Genomic DNA, 14240 nt, shown 5'->3' with positions numbered 1-14240 from the left:
CGCCAGCCCCGCCCGAACCGGCCGAGGCCGCGGGTGGCTCGGCGACGCCGCCGGGTTCGCTCGGGCCCCGAGGCTCGTCCGATGCCGGCGCTTCCTGGCCCTGGGGCCCGTCGCCGGACGGCGGTTCGGTCAGGCCGTTCTCACTGTCGTCGCTGGGCGGCTCGCTCAGGCCACCATCGGGTTCGGCCAGGCCCTGCTCGCCGCCGCCAGGGGGTTCGGCCAGGCCGGTGTTGGCGTCTGGCGAGGCATTGCCCTGGCCCAGGGGCACCAGTCCGGCCGGCAGATCGGCCGTCGCGATCGGCTGGGTGCTGGGGTAGCTGAGCACCGCGACGGCCACGAACAGGGCCGCCGGCAGCAGCACCACGCCGAGCTGGCGCAGCAGATAGCCGGTCGACACGCCGGCGTTGTTGCGGCCCTTGAGCGCCGAGAGCAGGCCCAGCAGGGCCGACTTGCCGGCGGTGGCACCCAGCTTCAGCAGCGGCTCGGGCAGCGGCACGTGCCGCTGTTCGGCCGTCAGGGGCGGGGCCCAGGCCGGCTTGAGTTTGGCCAGGATGATCACGTACACGATGTACAGGCCCGCGAGCATGAGGCCGGGGAAGAAGGCGCCCGCGTACAGCTTCACCACGGAGACGCCCGCGGTGGCGCCGTAGACGATGAGCAGCACCGACGGCGGGATCAGGATGCCCAGGCAGCCGCCCGCGGTGATGGAGCCCGCGGCCAGGCGCGTGTCGTAGCCGCCCTTGAGCATCTGCGGCAAGGCCAGCAGACCCATGAGCGTGACCACCGCACCGACGATACCGGTGGCCGTGGCGAACACCGCGCAGGTGACCAGCGTGGCCACCGCCAGGGAGCCGGGAACGCGCGCCAGCGACAGGTGCAGGCTGCGGAACAGCTTCTCGATGAGGTTGGCCCGTTCGACCAGGTAGCCCATGAAGACGAACAGCGGAATGGCGATCAGCACGTCGCTGGCCATCACCGAGAACGCGCGCTGCACCATCAGGTCCAGCGTCTGGGTGATCGCGCCACCTGCGGTCTGCTTGCCCGAGTGGTAGGCGAAGAAGGTGAAGATCATGCCCATGCCCATGAGCGTGAACGCGGTGGGAAAGCCCAGCATGATGGCCACCACGACCAGGGAGAGCATGAGCAGACCGTAGTGGCCGTTGGTCATCGTGCCGACGCTGAACACCATGGCCAGCACGCCGGCCAGGATGATCCCCATCAGGATGAAGCCGAACCAGAGTTCCTTGCGGATCGTCATCACTGGCCGCCTTTCTGTTGCGCAGTCAGGCCCTTGTCCAGCGCGTCGATGTCGGCGTCTTTCACGTGCACCATTTCCTTGAGTTTGTCGACGTCGACCTCTTCAACGTCCTCTTCCTTGCTGGGCCAGGCGCCCGTGCGGATGCAGATCACGCAGCGGATGATCTCGGCGATGCCTTGCAGGAGCAGAAAGGCCCCGGCGACGGGCACGAAGAACTTGAACGGGTAGACCGGCAGCGGGTCGGCGTTGAAGGTCTGCTCGCGGATCGCGAGCGATTCGTTGGCGAAAGTCCAGCCCGCCCAGGTGAGCGCCACGATGCCGGGCAGGAAGAACAGGATGTAGAGCGTCAGGTCCACAGTGGCCTGCGTGCGTGGCCGGAAGAAGCCGTACAGCACGTCGCCGCGCACGTGGCCGTTCTTGGCCAGGGTGTAGGCGCCGGCGGTCATGAAGAGCACGCCGTACAGCATGATCTGGGCGTCGAGCACCCAGGCGTGAGGCTCGTTGAGCACGTAGCGGGAGAAGACCTCCCAGCTGATCAGCAGGGTCAGGGCCACCACCGTCCAGGCGCAGGCCTTGCCGAACCAGGTCGATACCGCGTCGACCGTGAGAAGCAGTTTTTGCATGTCGATTTCCGGGAAACAGAAAGGGCGCCCACGGGGGCGCCCTTTCGTGGGCTGTCAGGTGTTGATCAGCTCTTCTTCGCGCCGCGGCCGAAGTAGTGGTTGTAGGCCATCTTGAAGTCGACGGTGTAGTCGTTCTGCCACTGGCCGGCGCGCTGCGCGAAGGCCTTCTGCGAGTCGAGCACCTTCTTGAACAGCGGGTTTTCGCCGGCCTTCTTGGCAATCGTCGTGTCCCAGGCCGCGAGCTGCGCGCGCAGCACCGGGTCGGGCGTCTTGTAGAACTTCACGCCGGCCTTCTTGAGCTCGATGTAGTCCTCGCTGTTGCGGTGGATGGCCTTCCAGCTCATGTCGGCGCTGGCGGCCTGCACGGCGTAGTCGATGATGGCCTTGAGCTCGGCGTTCAGGCCCTTGTACTTGGGGCCGTTGAACAGGATCTCGAACTGCTCGCCGCTCTGGTGGAAGCTTTGCAGCATGCAGTTCTTGGCCACGTCGGCGAAGCCCAGCACGCGGTCGGACGAGGCGTTGTTGAACTCGGCCGCGTCGATCAGGCCACGGTCCAGTGCGGGCACGATCTCGCCGCCGGGCAGCGGGTTGACCGCGGTGCCCATGGCGGTGAACACGTCCACGGCCAGGCCCACGGTGCGGAACTTCAGGCCCTTCATGTCCTCGACCTTGGCCACCGGCTTCTTGAACCAGCCCAGCGGCTGGCAGGGCATCGGGCCATACAGGAAGGACTGCACGTCCATGTTCAGCGACTTGTAGATCTCGTCCACGAGGTCCTTGCCGCCGCCGTAGTAGTGCCAGGCCAGCACCATGTTCGGGTCCATGCCGAAGGCCGGGCCCGAGCCCCACAGCGCCAGGGCCGAGTTCTTGCCGTAGTGGTACGCGATCACGCCGTGGCCGCCGTCGAGCGTGCCCTTGGCCACCGCCTCCAGCAGCTGGAAGGCCGGCACCACGGCACCCGCGGGCAGCACCTCGATCTTGAGTTTGCCGCCGGCCATGTCGTTGACCTTCTTGGCAAAGTCGTTGGCGTACTCGTGGAAGATGTCCTTGGCGGGCCAGGTGGACTGGAAGCGAAGCGTGGTGGTCTGTGCGGTGGCGACCATGGGCACGGCCATGGCGCCGGTGGCGACGGCAGCACCCTTGAGCACGCCGCGGCGGGACGTGACGGTTTTCTTCTCGGACATCGGTTTGTCTCCAGTGAGGGTTCAGGTGGAGCGGGGATCATCCTTCCGCGTGCATGCTTACCAAGACAGGGTTTTCACCGAGCGTGGCGCGCGATGTCAGCCTCTTGTCCGCCTTCTTCCCGCGAGAGGGCAGCGCGCCGATGCGCGCATGAATTTTTTTGAACACTTGGCTGAATTTCTTCAGTTTTTCATCATGCGAAGTGGGTCGGCCGGCGTGACCAAGGACCGCTAGCGGGGGTGTCCGCGGGATGCCTCGATCTGGTGCTGCTGCGGCGCAGCAGGCCGGCGCGGCGCCCGGGGGCGAGTAACGGGATGGAAAACCAGCCACAAAGTGTTGCTCAGATGAAGCGTCCATCCGACCACTGGTCGGTTTTACAGCCTCAAATTTGAGTCGAAAGCGTCATACCCCCTGTCAATCCTGACAGGGTTTGTGCGATTGGTCACACATTCCTTTTTTCAATGGAGCCCTCGGGCCTTTTAAAGGCTTTCTAAAGGAACTCCATGACTACGTTGGGAATGCTCGAACTCGCGGCGCCGAAGGACCCGCCGCTCAACCCCGCCCTGCGCGCGCGCATCCAGCGCGACTTCTTGCCGCGGTGGGAAGGCCACTGGGGAGGCAAGTTCGTGCTGCACGGCAGCCAACCCGGTCCGAACGCGGTGCGCCTGGACGGCAACGACTACCTGAGCGTCACCGGGCACCCCGACATCGTGTCGGCCCAGGTCGCGGCCCTGACCCGCAACACCGAATTCGTGGTGCAGTCCGGCGTGTTCCTGCTGGCGCAGCACCCGTCGCGCGCCTTCGAGCTGGAAATGGCCGACTGGGTCGGCAAGGAAGACGCGCTGGTCTGCCAGTCCGGCTACTCGGCCAACGTGGGCCTGCTGCAGGCCATCGCCAACGCCGACACCCCGGTCTACATCGACACCATGGCCCACACCTCGCTGTGGGAAGGCGCGCACGCTGCGCGCGCGCCGGCGTCCCCGTTCCGCCACAACGACCCGGACCACCTGGACCGCGTGCTGGCCAAGAAGGGCCCCGGCGTGGTGGTGGTGGACTCGGTCTACAGCACCACGGGGGCCATCTGCCCGCTGCAGGAGATGGTCGAGGTGGTGGAAAAGCACGGCGCCATGATCCTGGTGGACGAGTCTCACTCGCTGGGCACCCACGGTCCTCGAGGCGCTGGCCTGTGCGCCGAGCTGGGCCTCACCGACCGCGTGCACTTCATCACCGCCAGCCTGGCCAAGGCCATGGCGGGGCGCGCCGGCTTCTTCACCATGCCGGCCAGCATGCGGTACTACGTGCTGAGCTCGAGCTTTCCCAACATCTTCAGCTCCTGCCTGCTGCCGCACGAGGTGGCCGGCCTGCGCGCCACCGTGGGCGTTCTGCAGCGCGCCGACGCTCAGCGTGAGCGGCTGATGGACATCACGCGTCGCCTGCGCGCGAGCATCAGCGACATGGGCTATCCCATTCACCAGGGGACCGAGCAGATCATTGCGCTGGAGGCGGGCACCGAGCCCGAGACCATGCGCCTGCGCGACGAGCTGGAGGCGCGCGGCGTGTTCGGCGCGATCTTCTGCGCGCCGGCCACCAGCCGCAATCGCGCCATGGTGCGCCTGACGCTCAACGCCGCGCTCACCGAGGCCGAGATCGGGCACATCGAGGCCGTGCTGCGCGAGGTGGCGCCGATCGTGCAGCCGTGGGAGTGGCCGATCGCGCGCCGCGCCCGCGCGGGCGTGGCCGACTGAACAGCGGAACCACGATCGCCGCCGGGCCGCCCAAAAGCGGATCAGCCCCCTCGGGGGGCTGAGATCGCCACTAGCCGTCCTGCACCATCCGGTGGTTCTCGGACTGCAGGAAGTTGCGGTACGGGTAGATCGGCTGGGGCAACTCGGACGGCTCGAGCTGGAAGGGCGCGGCCATGAGCAGGCCGTCCTCGCCAATGGCGATGGCCGGGGCCGTGCGCACCCTGCCGGACAGGCCCAGCTGCTGGTGCAACTCCACCGCCGCCAGCCGCTGGCCGGAACGGATGGACTGCACCACATCCATGCCCAGCGCTGCCGAGGCCGCGAGGTCGGCCAGGTCTGGGAGGCTGGAGGTGGGCTCCAGTTGCAGCCAGTGCGCCTGGCCGGCCATGTCCACGCCGATCAGGCCGAAGGGCTCGCCGATCACCACGTACTCCACCCAATGGTGGTGGGTGTAGTCGCGCAGCCACTGCGCCACCGACGGGATCTGCAGCAGCGAGAGCTGGTTGGGCCGCAGCACGCCGCGCCACAGGGTGTTCAGCCGCGGGTGCGGCGCCTGGGCCAGGCGCCGCAGCACGCCCAGCAGGTGGCGCGTGATGTCGGTGGCCTGCTTGGGCACGAACTGGTCGATGAGGCCGTTGTTGAAGGCCTGGATGGCGATCTGCTCATCGGCCTGCCCGGTGAGCAGCACGCGCGCGCCCGGCCAGTCGAGCAGGGTGTTGAGCACGGTGAGCCCGTCGGTGCCGGGCATGGCGTAGTCGACCACGCAGACCTGGGCCAGGTGGTAGCGCTCGGGGCGGCTGGCCCAGTAGCGCAGCACCTGGGGAATGAGGGGCTGGCCCTGGCGCCAGCGGTCGATCATCTGCAGTTGCAACGCGGCGTCGGCCTCCCAGTGCGCGGGCTCGGACTGCATGCGCGCCAGAAAACCCGCCGGCCGCGAGTAGAGCTCCACCTGCGTCTGGGCGGGCACCACCATGCCGAGCATGTCCAGGTAGTCCGGGTCGTCGTCGAGGAACAGGACGCCCCCCGGTCGCTGGAAAAGGGAAAGTGTCAGAGCCATTGGGATTGCGCGTTGGCGGCGGGCCGCACGGGCGCCGTGGTGGTCAGTGGCAGGTCGATCATGAAGACGGCGCCCAGCCCGGGTTCGGAGTGGACGCTGAGGCGGCCGTGCGCACCTTCGACCACGTTCTTGCAGAACGTGAGGCCCAGTCCGTTGCCGGCGCCGGCTTGCGATGAGTAGAAGGGTTCGAAAATGCGGTTCTGCAATTCATGGGAGATGCCAACACCGTCGTCGGACACGGCGATGCGGCCCTTGCCGTGGTGGATGCCGACGTCGACCCGAAGATCGCCGGGTTGCGGCGCGTGGCTGGCGGAGGCCAGGGCGTGCAGGGCGTTCTTGAGCAGGTTGATGATGACCTGCGCGAACAGCGAGCGCGAACCCATGAAGCAGAAGTCCTGCTGCACCTGCACGCGCACGCAGTCGCGCTCGCGCGAGCTGCGGTAGGGGTAGCCGGCCACCACCTCTTGCACCAGTTCGGCCGCCTGGATGGCGCTGTGCTCGCGTGGCAGGCGCAGCAGTTGGGCGTTGGAGATCTGGGTGTCGATCTGCCGGTTCATGCTGCGCACCAGATTCTGCAGCCGCGTCGCCAGTTCTTCGAACTTCTTGCGCTTGGCGTCGCTCACGTCGTGCTGCGACAGGTTGCGCAGCACGTCGCCCATGAGGTTCACCGTGGCCAGCGGCGTGCGCAGCTCATGCGCCATCACGCCCATGGTGGACAGGGTGTTGAGCAGCCGCGCGCGCCGCAGGTTGGCGCTGGAGATGCCCAGCATGAGGCCCATGGTCCAGGCGAAGGCGATCACCACGACGTTGGCCATGGGCTGGTCGGGTCCGACCGGCGTGGCGCCCATCAGGTGCGAGGTGTACAGGCCGGCCGCCCCGCCCGTGAGCAGCCCCAGCGTGGCCAGGCGCCAGTCGGTGGCGTGGTAATAGATGAGGACCATGGCCGCCACGCTGCCCAGCCAGGCCTGGTTGCCGCCGTTCATGGCGTACATCCAGCTGAAGAACCAGGGCAGCTGGATCCAGGTGGCCAGACTGAACAGGCGCCCGCTCATGGCCGAGGTCGGGTCGCGGCGCAGGCCGGGCATCAGGTAGATGAGCGCCAGGAAGGCCATGATGAGGCGCGCGCCCAGGTTCTCGTAGGGCTGGGGCACGGCGTGCGCCCAGATCCAGTAGATCAGCAGGTGTCCGCTGAACGTGAAGAAGCCGATCCACACCAGCCGGCGGGGCGATGGGTGCAAAATCGGCTCCAGCGGCGTGTGCACGACTTCGTCGAGCAGCCACTGCCGCCACCTTGCCCACCCGCTTTTCCACTGCAACCGGTTCAGCCGCAATATGGTCTCCTGTCCTGACTGGACGCTCACGGATGTCATCGACGACGCCCGAGTTGCGCGCATTCTGCAACCTTGTGGGTCAAGGCACCCATGACACTCCCTGTCAACTTTGACAGTGTCGGTGTCGACAGCATCCTGGCCGATTGGCTCATGGCGTTGCGCGAACAGGGCGTCGAGGTCGTTCTGGTGCTCGGACCGGACCCTCTGGGACCCAGCGAGCGCCGCGAGTTGCTGGCCGTTCACCCGCCGCGCATGCTGGCCCCCGCCGAGGCGCTGGCCGCCAGCACGGACTTCGGTGCGAGCTGGCGGGAAAGCGACGCGCCCCTGGTCGCCTGGCAGGATATCTCCAAGTCGGCCGCCGAGCACTCCAGCCGCTGGCGCCGGTTGTTTCTGGCCCACGGTCAGCAAAGCCTGGTGCGGGTGGCGTTCCCGCTGCCGGCCGGCCGGGCCTTCGAATGCTTCATGTTCAGCCCGCGCGCCTACGACAGCCGCCTGGAGGCCGCCGCGCTGGCCTGGTCGGTCTTCAACGTATGGCCCATGCTCAAGCGCGCCCTGGCCGAGCAGCGAGTGAGCCTGAGCCCGCGCGAGCTGGAAAGCCTGAACCTCGCCTTCGAGGGCCTGACGGCGCGGGAGACCGCGTTGCGCATGGACTGCTCGGAGCGCACGGTGAACTACCACCTGGCCAACGCCATGTCCAAGTTGCAGACGGACAACAAGCTGGGAGCTGTGCAGCGGGCCTGCTGGTTGGGCTTGATCTGATCCATCCCCGCCGCGGGTGGGTAAAGCCGTTGTCATAATCGCGCCCCATGGCCTTTCTCGCCCTGGATGTCGGCAACACGCGCCTGAAGTGGGCGCTGTACGACGAGCCGCGCGTCGGTGCCCGGCTCATCACGCACGGTGCGCAGTTCCTCGAGAACATCGAAACCCTGGAAGAGGGCGACTGGAGCCGCCTGCCCACGCCGCGCTGGGTGCTGGGCTGCATCGTCGCCGGCGACGCGGTCAAGCGCCGCGTCGAGGAACAACTGGAAATGTGGGACGTGACGCCGCAGTGGGTGGTGTCGGGCAACGCCGAGGCCGGGGTCGTCAACGGCTACGACCACCCCGCGCGGCTGGGCTCCGACCGCTGGGTGGCCATGATCGGCGCCCGCCAGCGCCTGCTGGCGCACGGCCGGCCACGGCCCTGCGTGGTGGTGATGGTGGGCACGGCCGTCACGGTCGAGGCCATCGACACCGAGGGCAAGTTCCTGGGCGGCCTCATCCTGCCGGGGCACGGCATCATGCTGCGGGCGCTCGAATCGGGCACCGCGGGCCTGCACGTGCCCACCGGCGAGGTGCGCGACTTCCCCACCAACACCAGCGACGCGCTCACCAGCGGCGGCACCTTCGCCATCGCCGGCGCCGTGCAACGCATGGTGGAGAACCTGCGCCAGCACTGCGGTGAAGCGCCCGAGGTCTTCATGACCGGCGGGGCGGGCTGGAAGATGGCGCCGTCCATGTCCACCGAGGTGGAGCTGGTGGAAAGCCTGATCTTCGACGGCCTGCTGCACATCGCCAGCAAGCGGCTGGCGGTGGCCTGAGCCCTAGTCGGGGTCGGGTCCCCAGGGCAGCATCAGCGTCAGGGCCAGCAACTGCTCGAAGGCCGGCGTGAAGCCGTCGATGATGGCCTGCGGGTCGGGGCACAAGGTGGTGTCGACGACGACGCCGAACTGCACGCCGCCGCCGTAGCTGAGCACCGACACGCCCAGCCCCACAGTGCCCGACTGAGGCACCCAGAACATGGTCTGTTCCAGGGTGCTGCCGCAGAAGCTGAGTTTCTTGCCGGGACCCGGCACGTTGGTCATCACGGCCGTGGTTTTTCGGCCGAAGAGGTTGAGCAGAGCGTCCTGAGCGGGCTTGATCAGCAGCCCCGCCACCGACAGCAAGGCAAATGTGAGCAGTGGCTGCAGACTGCCCTTGAGCCCCCGCATGCGCGCACGCACCGCGTACAGCCGCTCCACCGGATTGGTCAGGCCGATGGGCAGCAACAGCGGAACCAGCCCGAATCGGTTGCCGAGCTTCCAGGCGTCCTCCATCGGACGCAGGTTCACCGGCACCATGGCACGGATGTCCTGGCCCGTGGTGTCGTCGCCATGGCCGCGCAGGTACTCGCCGATGGCGCCGGCCACGCAGGACAGCAGCACGTCATTGACCGAGGCGTCGAAGGCGCGACCGATGGCCTTGACCGCGTCCAGCGGGATCGGCTCGCACCAGGCGACCTTCTTCACCGCGCCGGGCGTGCCCTTCAGGCGCGTGCGCGAATCGTCGGGCATGAGGGCCAGGGCGGCCACGTCGCTGGCGAATTGCGCCCCCACGTGGGCCAGGTCCATGGCCTGGTCCACGGTGCCCGAGAGGGCCTGCTGCGGCGCGGCCATGAGCGAGAGCGACTTCGCCGCGCCGCCGCCGGCCACCTCCAGCGCGCGGGCGGTGATGTCGCCCAGCGGGCGGATGAGCGTATCGGCCAGCCAGTCCTCGGCACCGTTGGCCGGGGCCTTGGTCCGCCGGGCGCGCGGCGCCGGGGCTTCGCCGCCGTCCACCAGGCTCATCATCACGCCGATGAGGGCGATGCCGTCGGCGATGCAGTGGTGGATGCGCGCGATCAGCGCCGAGCCACCGGCGTAGCCCTCGATCAGCTCGAACTGCCACAGCGGGTGGCTGTGGTCCAACGGCTGCACGGCGAGCTGGCCCACCCGGGCCTGCAGCGCCTCGCGCTCGCTCTGCCCGTGGCGGCGGCGCAGGCGGTGCGTGGTGATGTGGCGGGCCAGGTCGAAGTCGGGGTCGTCGATCCAGGCCGCGCCGGCCGCGTCCTCGCGTGCGAGCTGCCGGAAGCGCCGGTAGGGCAGCAGGCGCTCGCTCACGCGCTGGGCCAGCGCTTCGCGCGCCACGCCGGGCTGCAGCACCCACACGCCCACGATCATCATGAGGTTGGCCGGCGAATCCATGCGCAGCCAGGCGGTGTCGACCTTGCTCATGCGCTCGCCCTGCAGGCCGAGCGTGCTGCTCAGGGCTTGCGTGACGGCCGCGACGCGGTGGTCCATGGTGTCTCCTCGGGTGGGTTCTCTATTGTGGGCAGGCCACGCTCCGTAAGATACCGGGACAAACCGCCATCCCCGCGGTGCCCATCCCCCAGGAGACTCCATGTCCGACCTCAAAGCCCGTTTCGAGACCGCCGTCGCCAACTCCAAGAAGCTCAGCGAGCGCCCCGACAACGCCACGCTGCTGAAGATCTACGGCCTGTACAAGCAGGCCACCGCGGGCGACAACACCGAGAAGAAGCCCGGCTTCAGCGACATGGTGGGCCGCGCCAAGTGGGATGCCTGGAACGGCTTCAAGGGCGCGTCGTCCGATGACGCGATGCAGCAGTACATCGACCTCATCGAAAGTCTCAGCTGACCAGGAACACCCCTGCCGCGCTTCGCGCGACCCCCTAAAGGGGCGGCACCTGAGGCGCGGCAAAGCCCGTTCCTCGGTGCCACTGGGTTGAGCCACCTGCGCGTTCAGGTGGCTTTCTTTTTGCCCGCCGTCTTCTTCGCGGCGGGCTTCTTGCCCGCCAGCAGCGTGTCCAGGTTGCTCACGATCTCGGCTTCGATGCGGTCCTTGAACGCGCCGAGCAGGAAGCCGAGCTTGGCGTCGAGCACGAAGCGGTTCGCCGTCACCTGAAGGCAGCCACTGACACCCGAGCGCGTGAACTGCACCGCGTCCTCGCGCGCCCCTTCCTCGTAGGTGCAGCTCATGTCGAACTCTTCCTCGGCCTGCTCGGCCCATTTCCAGGCGAGCTTGCGCGCGGCGGCCAGGCCCAGGGTGTGCTCGCGTTCGATGTGGATGTCGGCCATGGGGCGGTGTCTCCGGGTGGTCAGCGGGTGATCGCCAGCGCCTGCAGGCGCTGGTGCCGTTCTTCCTTGGGCAGGGCGGCGAGGGTGAGCACCGCATCATAGAAGCGACCGAAGTCGCGGCCCTCGCGCTCGAACAGGGCCTCGAAGCCGGGCACGAGCTGGTCGTAGGCACCCTGCGCGCCCAGCAGGGCGTTGTTGGCGCGCGCCACCCAGGGGTCATAGGCCGCGAAGCCGCCCCAGAAGGCCTTGAGGGACTCGTATTCGCGCCGGAAGTCGGCCATTACCTGCGCCTTGCGCACCCGCTTGGCGGCGTCGTCCAGCGTGGCGTCACCGTACACCGCCTGAAGCCTGGCCCGCACCGAGGCCGTGAGCGCGCGAAACGCGCGTCGGCGCTGGTCGAAGGCCTCGTACTCCAGGCGCGCGGCGGGTGTGGACGCCTGAGCGAGCCAGCGCTGCACGCCGATGCGCTCGACCGCCGTGGCGAAGGATTCGTTGAAGGTGGTGTCGTCCTTCGCATACAGCACCTGGTGGGCGAGTTCGTGGAACAGCAGGCGGGCGAGTTCGCCTTCGGGGTAGCGGATGAAGGTGTTGAGCAGCGGGTCGCCGCCGGCCCAGTTCATCCAGCCCAGGGTGGAGTAGGCGGGCACCGGGTACACGCCCACCTCCAGGTCGTCGCCCAGGCTGGCGGCGAAGGCGCGGGCGTCGTCCTCGCGGTAGTAGCCGCGGTAGCCCACGCAGCCCGCCACCGGGAAACACCAGGTCTGCAGGGTGAGCGAGAGCGGCGGCGCGGCCACCACGTTGTAGACGGCGGCGTTGCGCTCCAGGTCGGCGTAGCGGTGGTAGCTGGCGTTGTCGGGCAGTGCCAGCTCGCTCACGGCGAAGGCGCGCAGCCGGCGTGCCAGTTCCAGCCGCTGCCGCAGCGCCGCGGGCGTGCCCTCGTCGGCCAGCCAGTCGTTCACCGGGCGGGCGCGCCACATCAGGTCGACGTGGCCGCTGACCGACTGCCAGTAGTAGCCCAGCCCCTGCGTGCGCGCACAACCGGTGGCCAGCGCCGTCGCCGCCAGCAGCAGCGCCAGGCCGGCCGCGCGCATCAGTGGCTGGCCTCCAGCGGGGCCACCTGCACGTGGCAGTCGTAAAAGGTGGGCGCTCGGCCCAGGTCGGTCAGGCGCTGGCTGGTCACTTCGTTGACGTTGGTGCCGAAGGGCCCGAGCTTGCGCCACCAGATGCCCAGGCCGTTGACCACGCCGGGGCGCGCGCGGTTGGACACCTCGGCCACGCAGCGGTACTCGCCGCGCTGGTTGAACACCCGCACCATCTGCCCGCTGGCGATGCCGCGTGGCGCGGCGTCCTCGGCGTGGATCTCCAGCCGCGGCTGGCCTTCGATGTCGCGCAGGCTGGTGACGTTGACGAAGCTGCTGTTGAGGAAGTTGCGCGCCGGCGGCGAAATCATCGCCAGCGGGAAGTCGGGGTGCGTGCCGCCGGGCTCGGCGTTGGGCACGTGATCGGGCAGCGGGTCCAGGCCCATGGCGGCCAGGCGGGCGCTGTGGAACTCGCACCGCCCCGAGGGCGTGGGAAATCCGCCCTCGGCGAAGGGCGCCTCCGGCACCGGCACCGTGGCCCAGCCCACGTCGAGCAGTTGCCGGAAATCGATCTCCTGGCCGAAGGCCGTGCGGCACAGCGTGAGGTCGTCCTCGGCGAAGCAGGGCTCGTCGAAACCCAGGCGCGCGGCCAGCGCGCGGAAGACCTCGGTGTTGCTGCGCGCCTGGCCCTGCGGGGCGATGGCGGGGCGGTTGAGCAGCACGTCGGTGTGGCCGTAGGCGGTGTGGATGTCCCAGTGCTCGTGCTGGGTGGTGGCCGGCAGCACGTAGTCGGCGTAATCGGCGGTGTCGGTCTGGAAGTGCTCCAGCACCACGGTGAAGAGGTCTTCGCGCGCGAAGCCCTTCACCACCTGGCTGGAGTCGGGCGCCACCGCCACGGGGTTGCTGTTGTAGACGATCAGCGCCTCCACCTTCGGCCCGAAGCCGGGCGAGGCCTGGCGCAGCAGGTCGTCGCCGATCGTGGTCATGTTGATGGTGCGCGGCGTGCGGCCGGCGAGCAGGTCGGGGCGTTGCAGGTCGGCGCGGCGCACCGGGAACTGGCCCGAGCTGGAGAGCAGCAGACCGCCCGAGCGGTGCCGCCAGGCGCCCACCAGCGCCGGCAGGCAGGCCACGGCGCGCGCCGCGTTGCCGCCGCCGCGCACGCGCTGCATGCCGTAGTTCAGGCGGATCGCGGCCGGTTTCGTGGTGCCGTAGGCGCGCGCCAGGTCGACGATCTGTTGTTCGGGAATGCCGCAGACCTCGGCGGCGCGTGCCGGTGGCCATTGCAGGGCGCGCTCGCGCAGGCCTTCCCAGCCCAGGGTGTGGCGTTCGATGTAGTCGTGGTCCAGCCAGTCGTGCGCGATCAGTTCGTGCATCAGCGCGAGCGCCAGGGCGGCGTCGGTGCCGGGGCGGATCGCCAGGTGCTCGTGGCACTTCTCGGCGGTCTCGCTGCGGCGCGGGTCGATGCAGACCAGGCGGGCGCCGTCGCGCTTGGCCTGCTGGGCCAGCTTCCAGAAGTGCAGGTTGCTGGCGATGCTGTTGCTGCCCCAGATCAGGATCAGCTTGGCCTGGGCGAAGTGCTCCACCTTCATGCCCACCTTGCCGCCCAGGGTCTGCGTCAGGCCTTCGCTGCCGGCCGAGGCGCAGATGGTGCGGTCCAGGAACGACGCGCCCAGGCGGTGGAAGAAGCGCGCGGCCATGCCTTCGCCCTGCACCAGGCCCATGGTGCCGGCGTAGCTGTACGGCAGGATGGCCTGCGGGTCGCGCGCGGCGATGGCCTTCAGGCGGGCGGCGATGTCGTCCAGCGCCTCGTCCCAGGACACCGGTTCAAAGCGTCCGCTGCCCTTGGGGCCGGCGCGGCGCAGCGGCTGCAGCAGGCGATCGGGGTGGTGGGTGCGCTCGGCGTAGCGCGACACCTTGGTGCACAGCACGCCATCGGTGTGGCGGTGCGCAGGGTTGCCCTGCACCCGCACGGCGCGGCCGTTTTCCACGGTGGTGAGCAGGGCGCAGGTATCGGGGCAATCGTGGGGACAGGCGCCGCGAACAACGGGTGATGCTTCGGTCATGACGGGTACCGGTGTGGCGGGGCGATCATAGGC

At 68.8% G+C, this 14240-nt stretch carries 13 protein-coding genes; 4 read left to right on the top strand and 9 right to left on the bottom strand.

What is annotated here, in order from left to right; genetic code table 11:
* From VLG41_RS13145 to VLG41_RS13135, 3 genes are all read right to left on the bottom strand, one after another.
* On the bottom strand, nt 1-1258 hold a 1258-nt coding region (locus VLG41_RS13145; protein ID WP_325349853.1), incomplete at its 3' end, for a TRAP transporter large permease subunit.
* Nucleotides 1258-1881: a TRAP transporter small permease subunit gene (locus VLG41_RS13140; RefSeq protein WP_325349852.1), complete on the bottom strand. Its 624-nt coding sequence runs from the start codon at nt 1879-1881 to the stop codon at nt 1258-1260. The genes VLG41_RS13145 and VLG41_RS13140, both read right to left, overlap by 1 nt.
* A 65-nt stretch (nt 1882-1946) precedes the next feature.
* Nucleotides 1947-3065: a TRAP transporter substrate-binding protein gene (locus VLG41_RS13135; protein ID WP_325349851.1), complete on the bottom strand. Its 1119-nt coding sequence runs from the start codon at nt 3063-3065 to the stop codon at nt 1947-1949.
* Between the two features lie 501 nt (nt 3066-3566).
* On the opposite strand from VLG41_RS13135, the gene cqsA reads away from it, so the two are divergent.
* A complete protein-coding gene (gene cqsA / locus VLG41_RS13130; RefSeq protein WP_325349850.1) occupies nt 3567-4808 on the top strand; it encodes an alpha-hydroxyketone-type quorum-sensing autoinducer synthase in 1242 nt (413 codons plus the stop codon).
* Between the two features lie 70 nt (nt 4809-4878).
* Here cqsA and VLG41_RS13125 read toward each other — a convergent pair whose 3' ends face one another.
* Together VLG41_RS13125 and VLG41_RS13120 are read right to left on the bottom strand one after the other, a co-directional pair.
* Nucleotides 4879-5865 (bottom strand): response regulator, encoded by a 987-nt coding sequence (locus VLG41_RS13125; protein WP_325349849.1) that lies wholly within the window; start codon nt 5863-5865, stop codon nt 4879-4881.
* Nucleotides 5856-7103 carry a HAMP domain-containing sensor histidine kinase gene (locus VLG41_RS13120; RefSeq protein WP_325349848.1) on the bottom strand — a complete coding sequence of 416 codons (1248 nt, stop codon included), beginning with the start codon at nt 7101-7103 and terminating at the stop codon, nt 5856-5858. Before VLG41_RS13120 ends, VLG41_RS13125 begins: the two co-directional genes overlap by 10 nt.
* A gap of 183 nt (nt 7104-7286) precedes the next feature.
* Between VLG41_RS13120 and VLG41_RS13115 the strand changes: the two genes are divergently transcribed.
* Together VLG41_RS13115 and VLG41_RS13110 are read left to right on the top strand one after the other, a co-directional pair.
* Entirely contained in the window at nt 7287-7955 is a 669-nt protein-coding gene (locus tag VLG41_RS13115; RefSeq protein WP_325349847.1) for a helix-turn-helix transcriptional regulator, read from the top strand.
* A 47-nt stretch (nt 7956-8002) separates the two neighbouring features.
* Nucleotides 8003-8773 (top strand): type III pantothenate kinase, encoded by a 771-nt coding sequence (locus tag VLG41_RS13110; protein ID WP_325349846.1) that lies wholly within the window; start codon nt 8003-8005, stop codon nt 8771-8773.
* A gap of 3 nt (nt 8774-8776) precedes the next feature.
* Here the strand turns inward: VLG41_RS13110 and VLG41_RS13105 are convergent, their stop codons facing one another.
* Complete coding sequence (locus VLG41_RS13105; protein ID WP_325349845.1) at nt 8777-10270, bottom strand: wax ester/triacylglycerol synthase family O-acyltransferase; 1494 nt, start codon at nt 10268-10270, stop codon at nt 8777-8779.
* Nucleotides 10271-10370: 100 nt separating this feature from the next.
* Here VLG41_RS13105 and VLG41_RS13100 point away from each other — a divergent pair, with 100 nt between their 5' ends.
* Nucleotides 10371-10625, top strand: coding sequence for an acyl-CoA-binding protein (locus tag VLG41_RS13100; protein ID WP_291019197.1), 255 nt, complete (start codon nt 10371-10373; stop codon nt 10623-10625).
* Nucleotides 10626-10729: 104 nt separating this feature from the next.
* Here VLG41_RS13100 and VLG41_RS13095 read toward each other — a convergent pair whose 3' ends face one another.
* The 3 genes from VLG41_RS13095 to VLG41_RS13085 are packed head-to-tail and all read right to left on the bottom strand — an operon-like array spanning nt 10730 to nt 14207.
* Nucleotides 10730-11065 (bottom strand): polyhydroxyalkanoic acid system family protein, encoded by a 336-nt coding sequence (locus VLG41_RS13095; RefSeq protein ID WP_325349844.1) that lies wholly within the window; start codon nt 11063-11065, stop codon nt 10730-10732.
* 20 nt (nt 11066-11085) lie between these two features.
* Nucleotides 11086-12156: an aminopeptidase gene (locus VLG41_RS13090; RefSeq protein ID WP_325349843.1), complete on the bottom strand. Its 1071-nt coding sequence runs from the start codon at nt 12154-12156 to the stop codon at nt 11086-11088.
* Nucleotides 12156-14207, bottom strand: a complete 2052-nt coding sequence (locus VLG41_RS13085) for a molybdopterin oxidoreductase family protein (protein ID WP_325349842.1) — start codon at nt 14205-14207, stop codon at nt 12156-12158. The genes VLG41_RS13090 and VLG41_RS13085 overlap by 1 nt, the downstream gene beginning before the upstream one ends.
* Between the last annotated feature and the right edge of the window lie 33 nt (nt 14208-14240).

Origin of the sequence: Hydrogenophaga sp. (assembly GCF_035481345.1) — a bacterium.
In the GTDB taxonomy this organism is placed as follows: domain Bacteria; phylum Pseudomonadota; class Gammaproteobacteria; order Burkholderiales; family Burkholderiaceae_C; genus Hydrogenophaga.
Note: the sequence above shows the minus strand (reverse complement) of the source record. Positions and strands in the feature narration are given on the sequence as shown.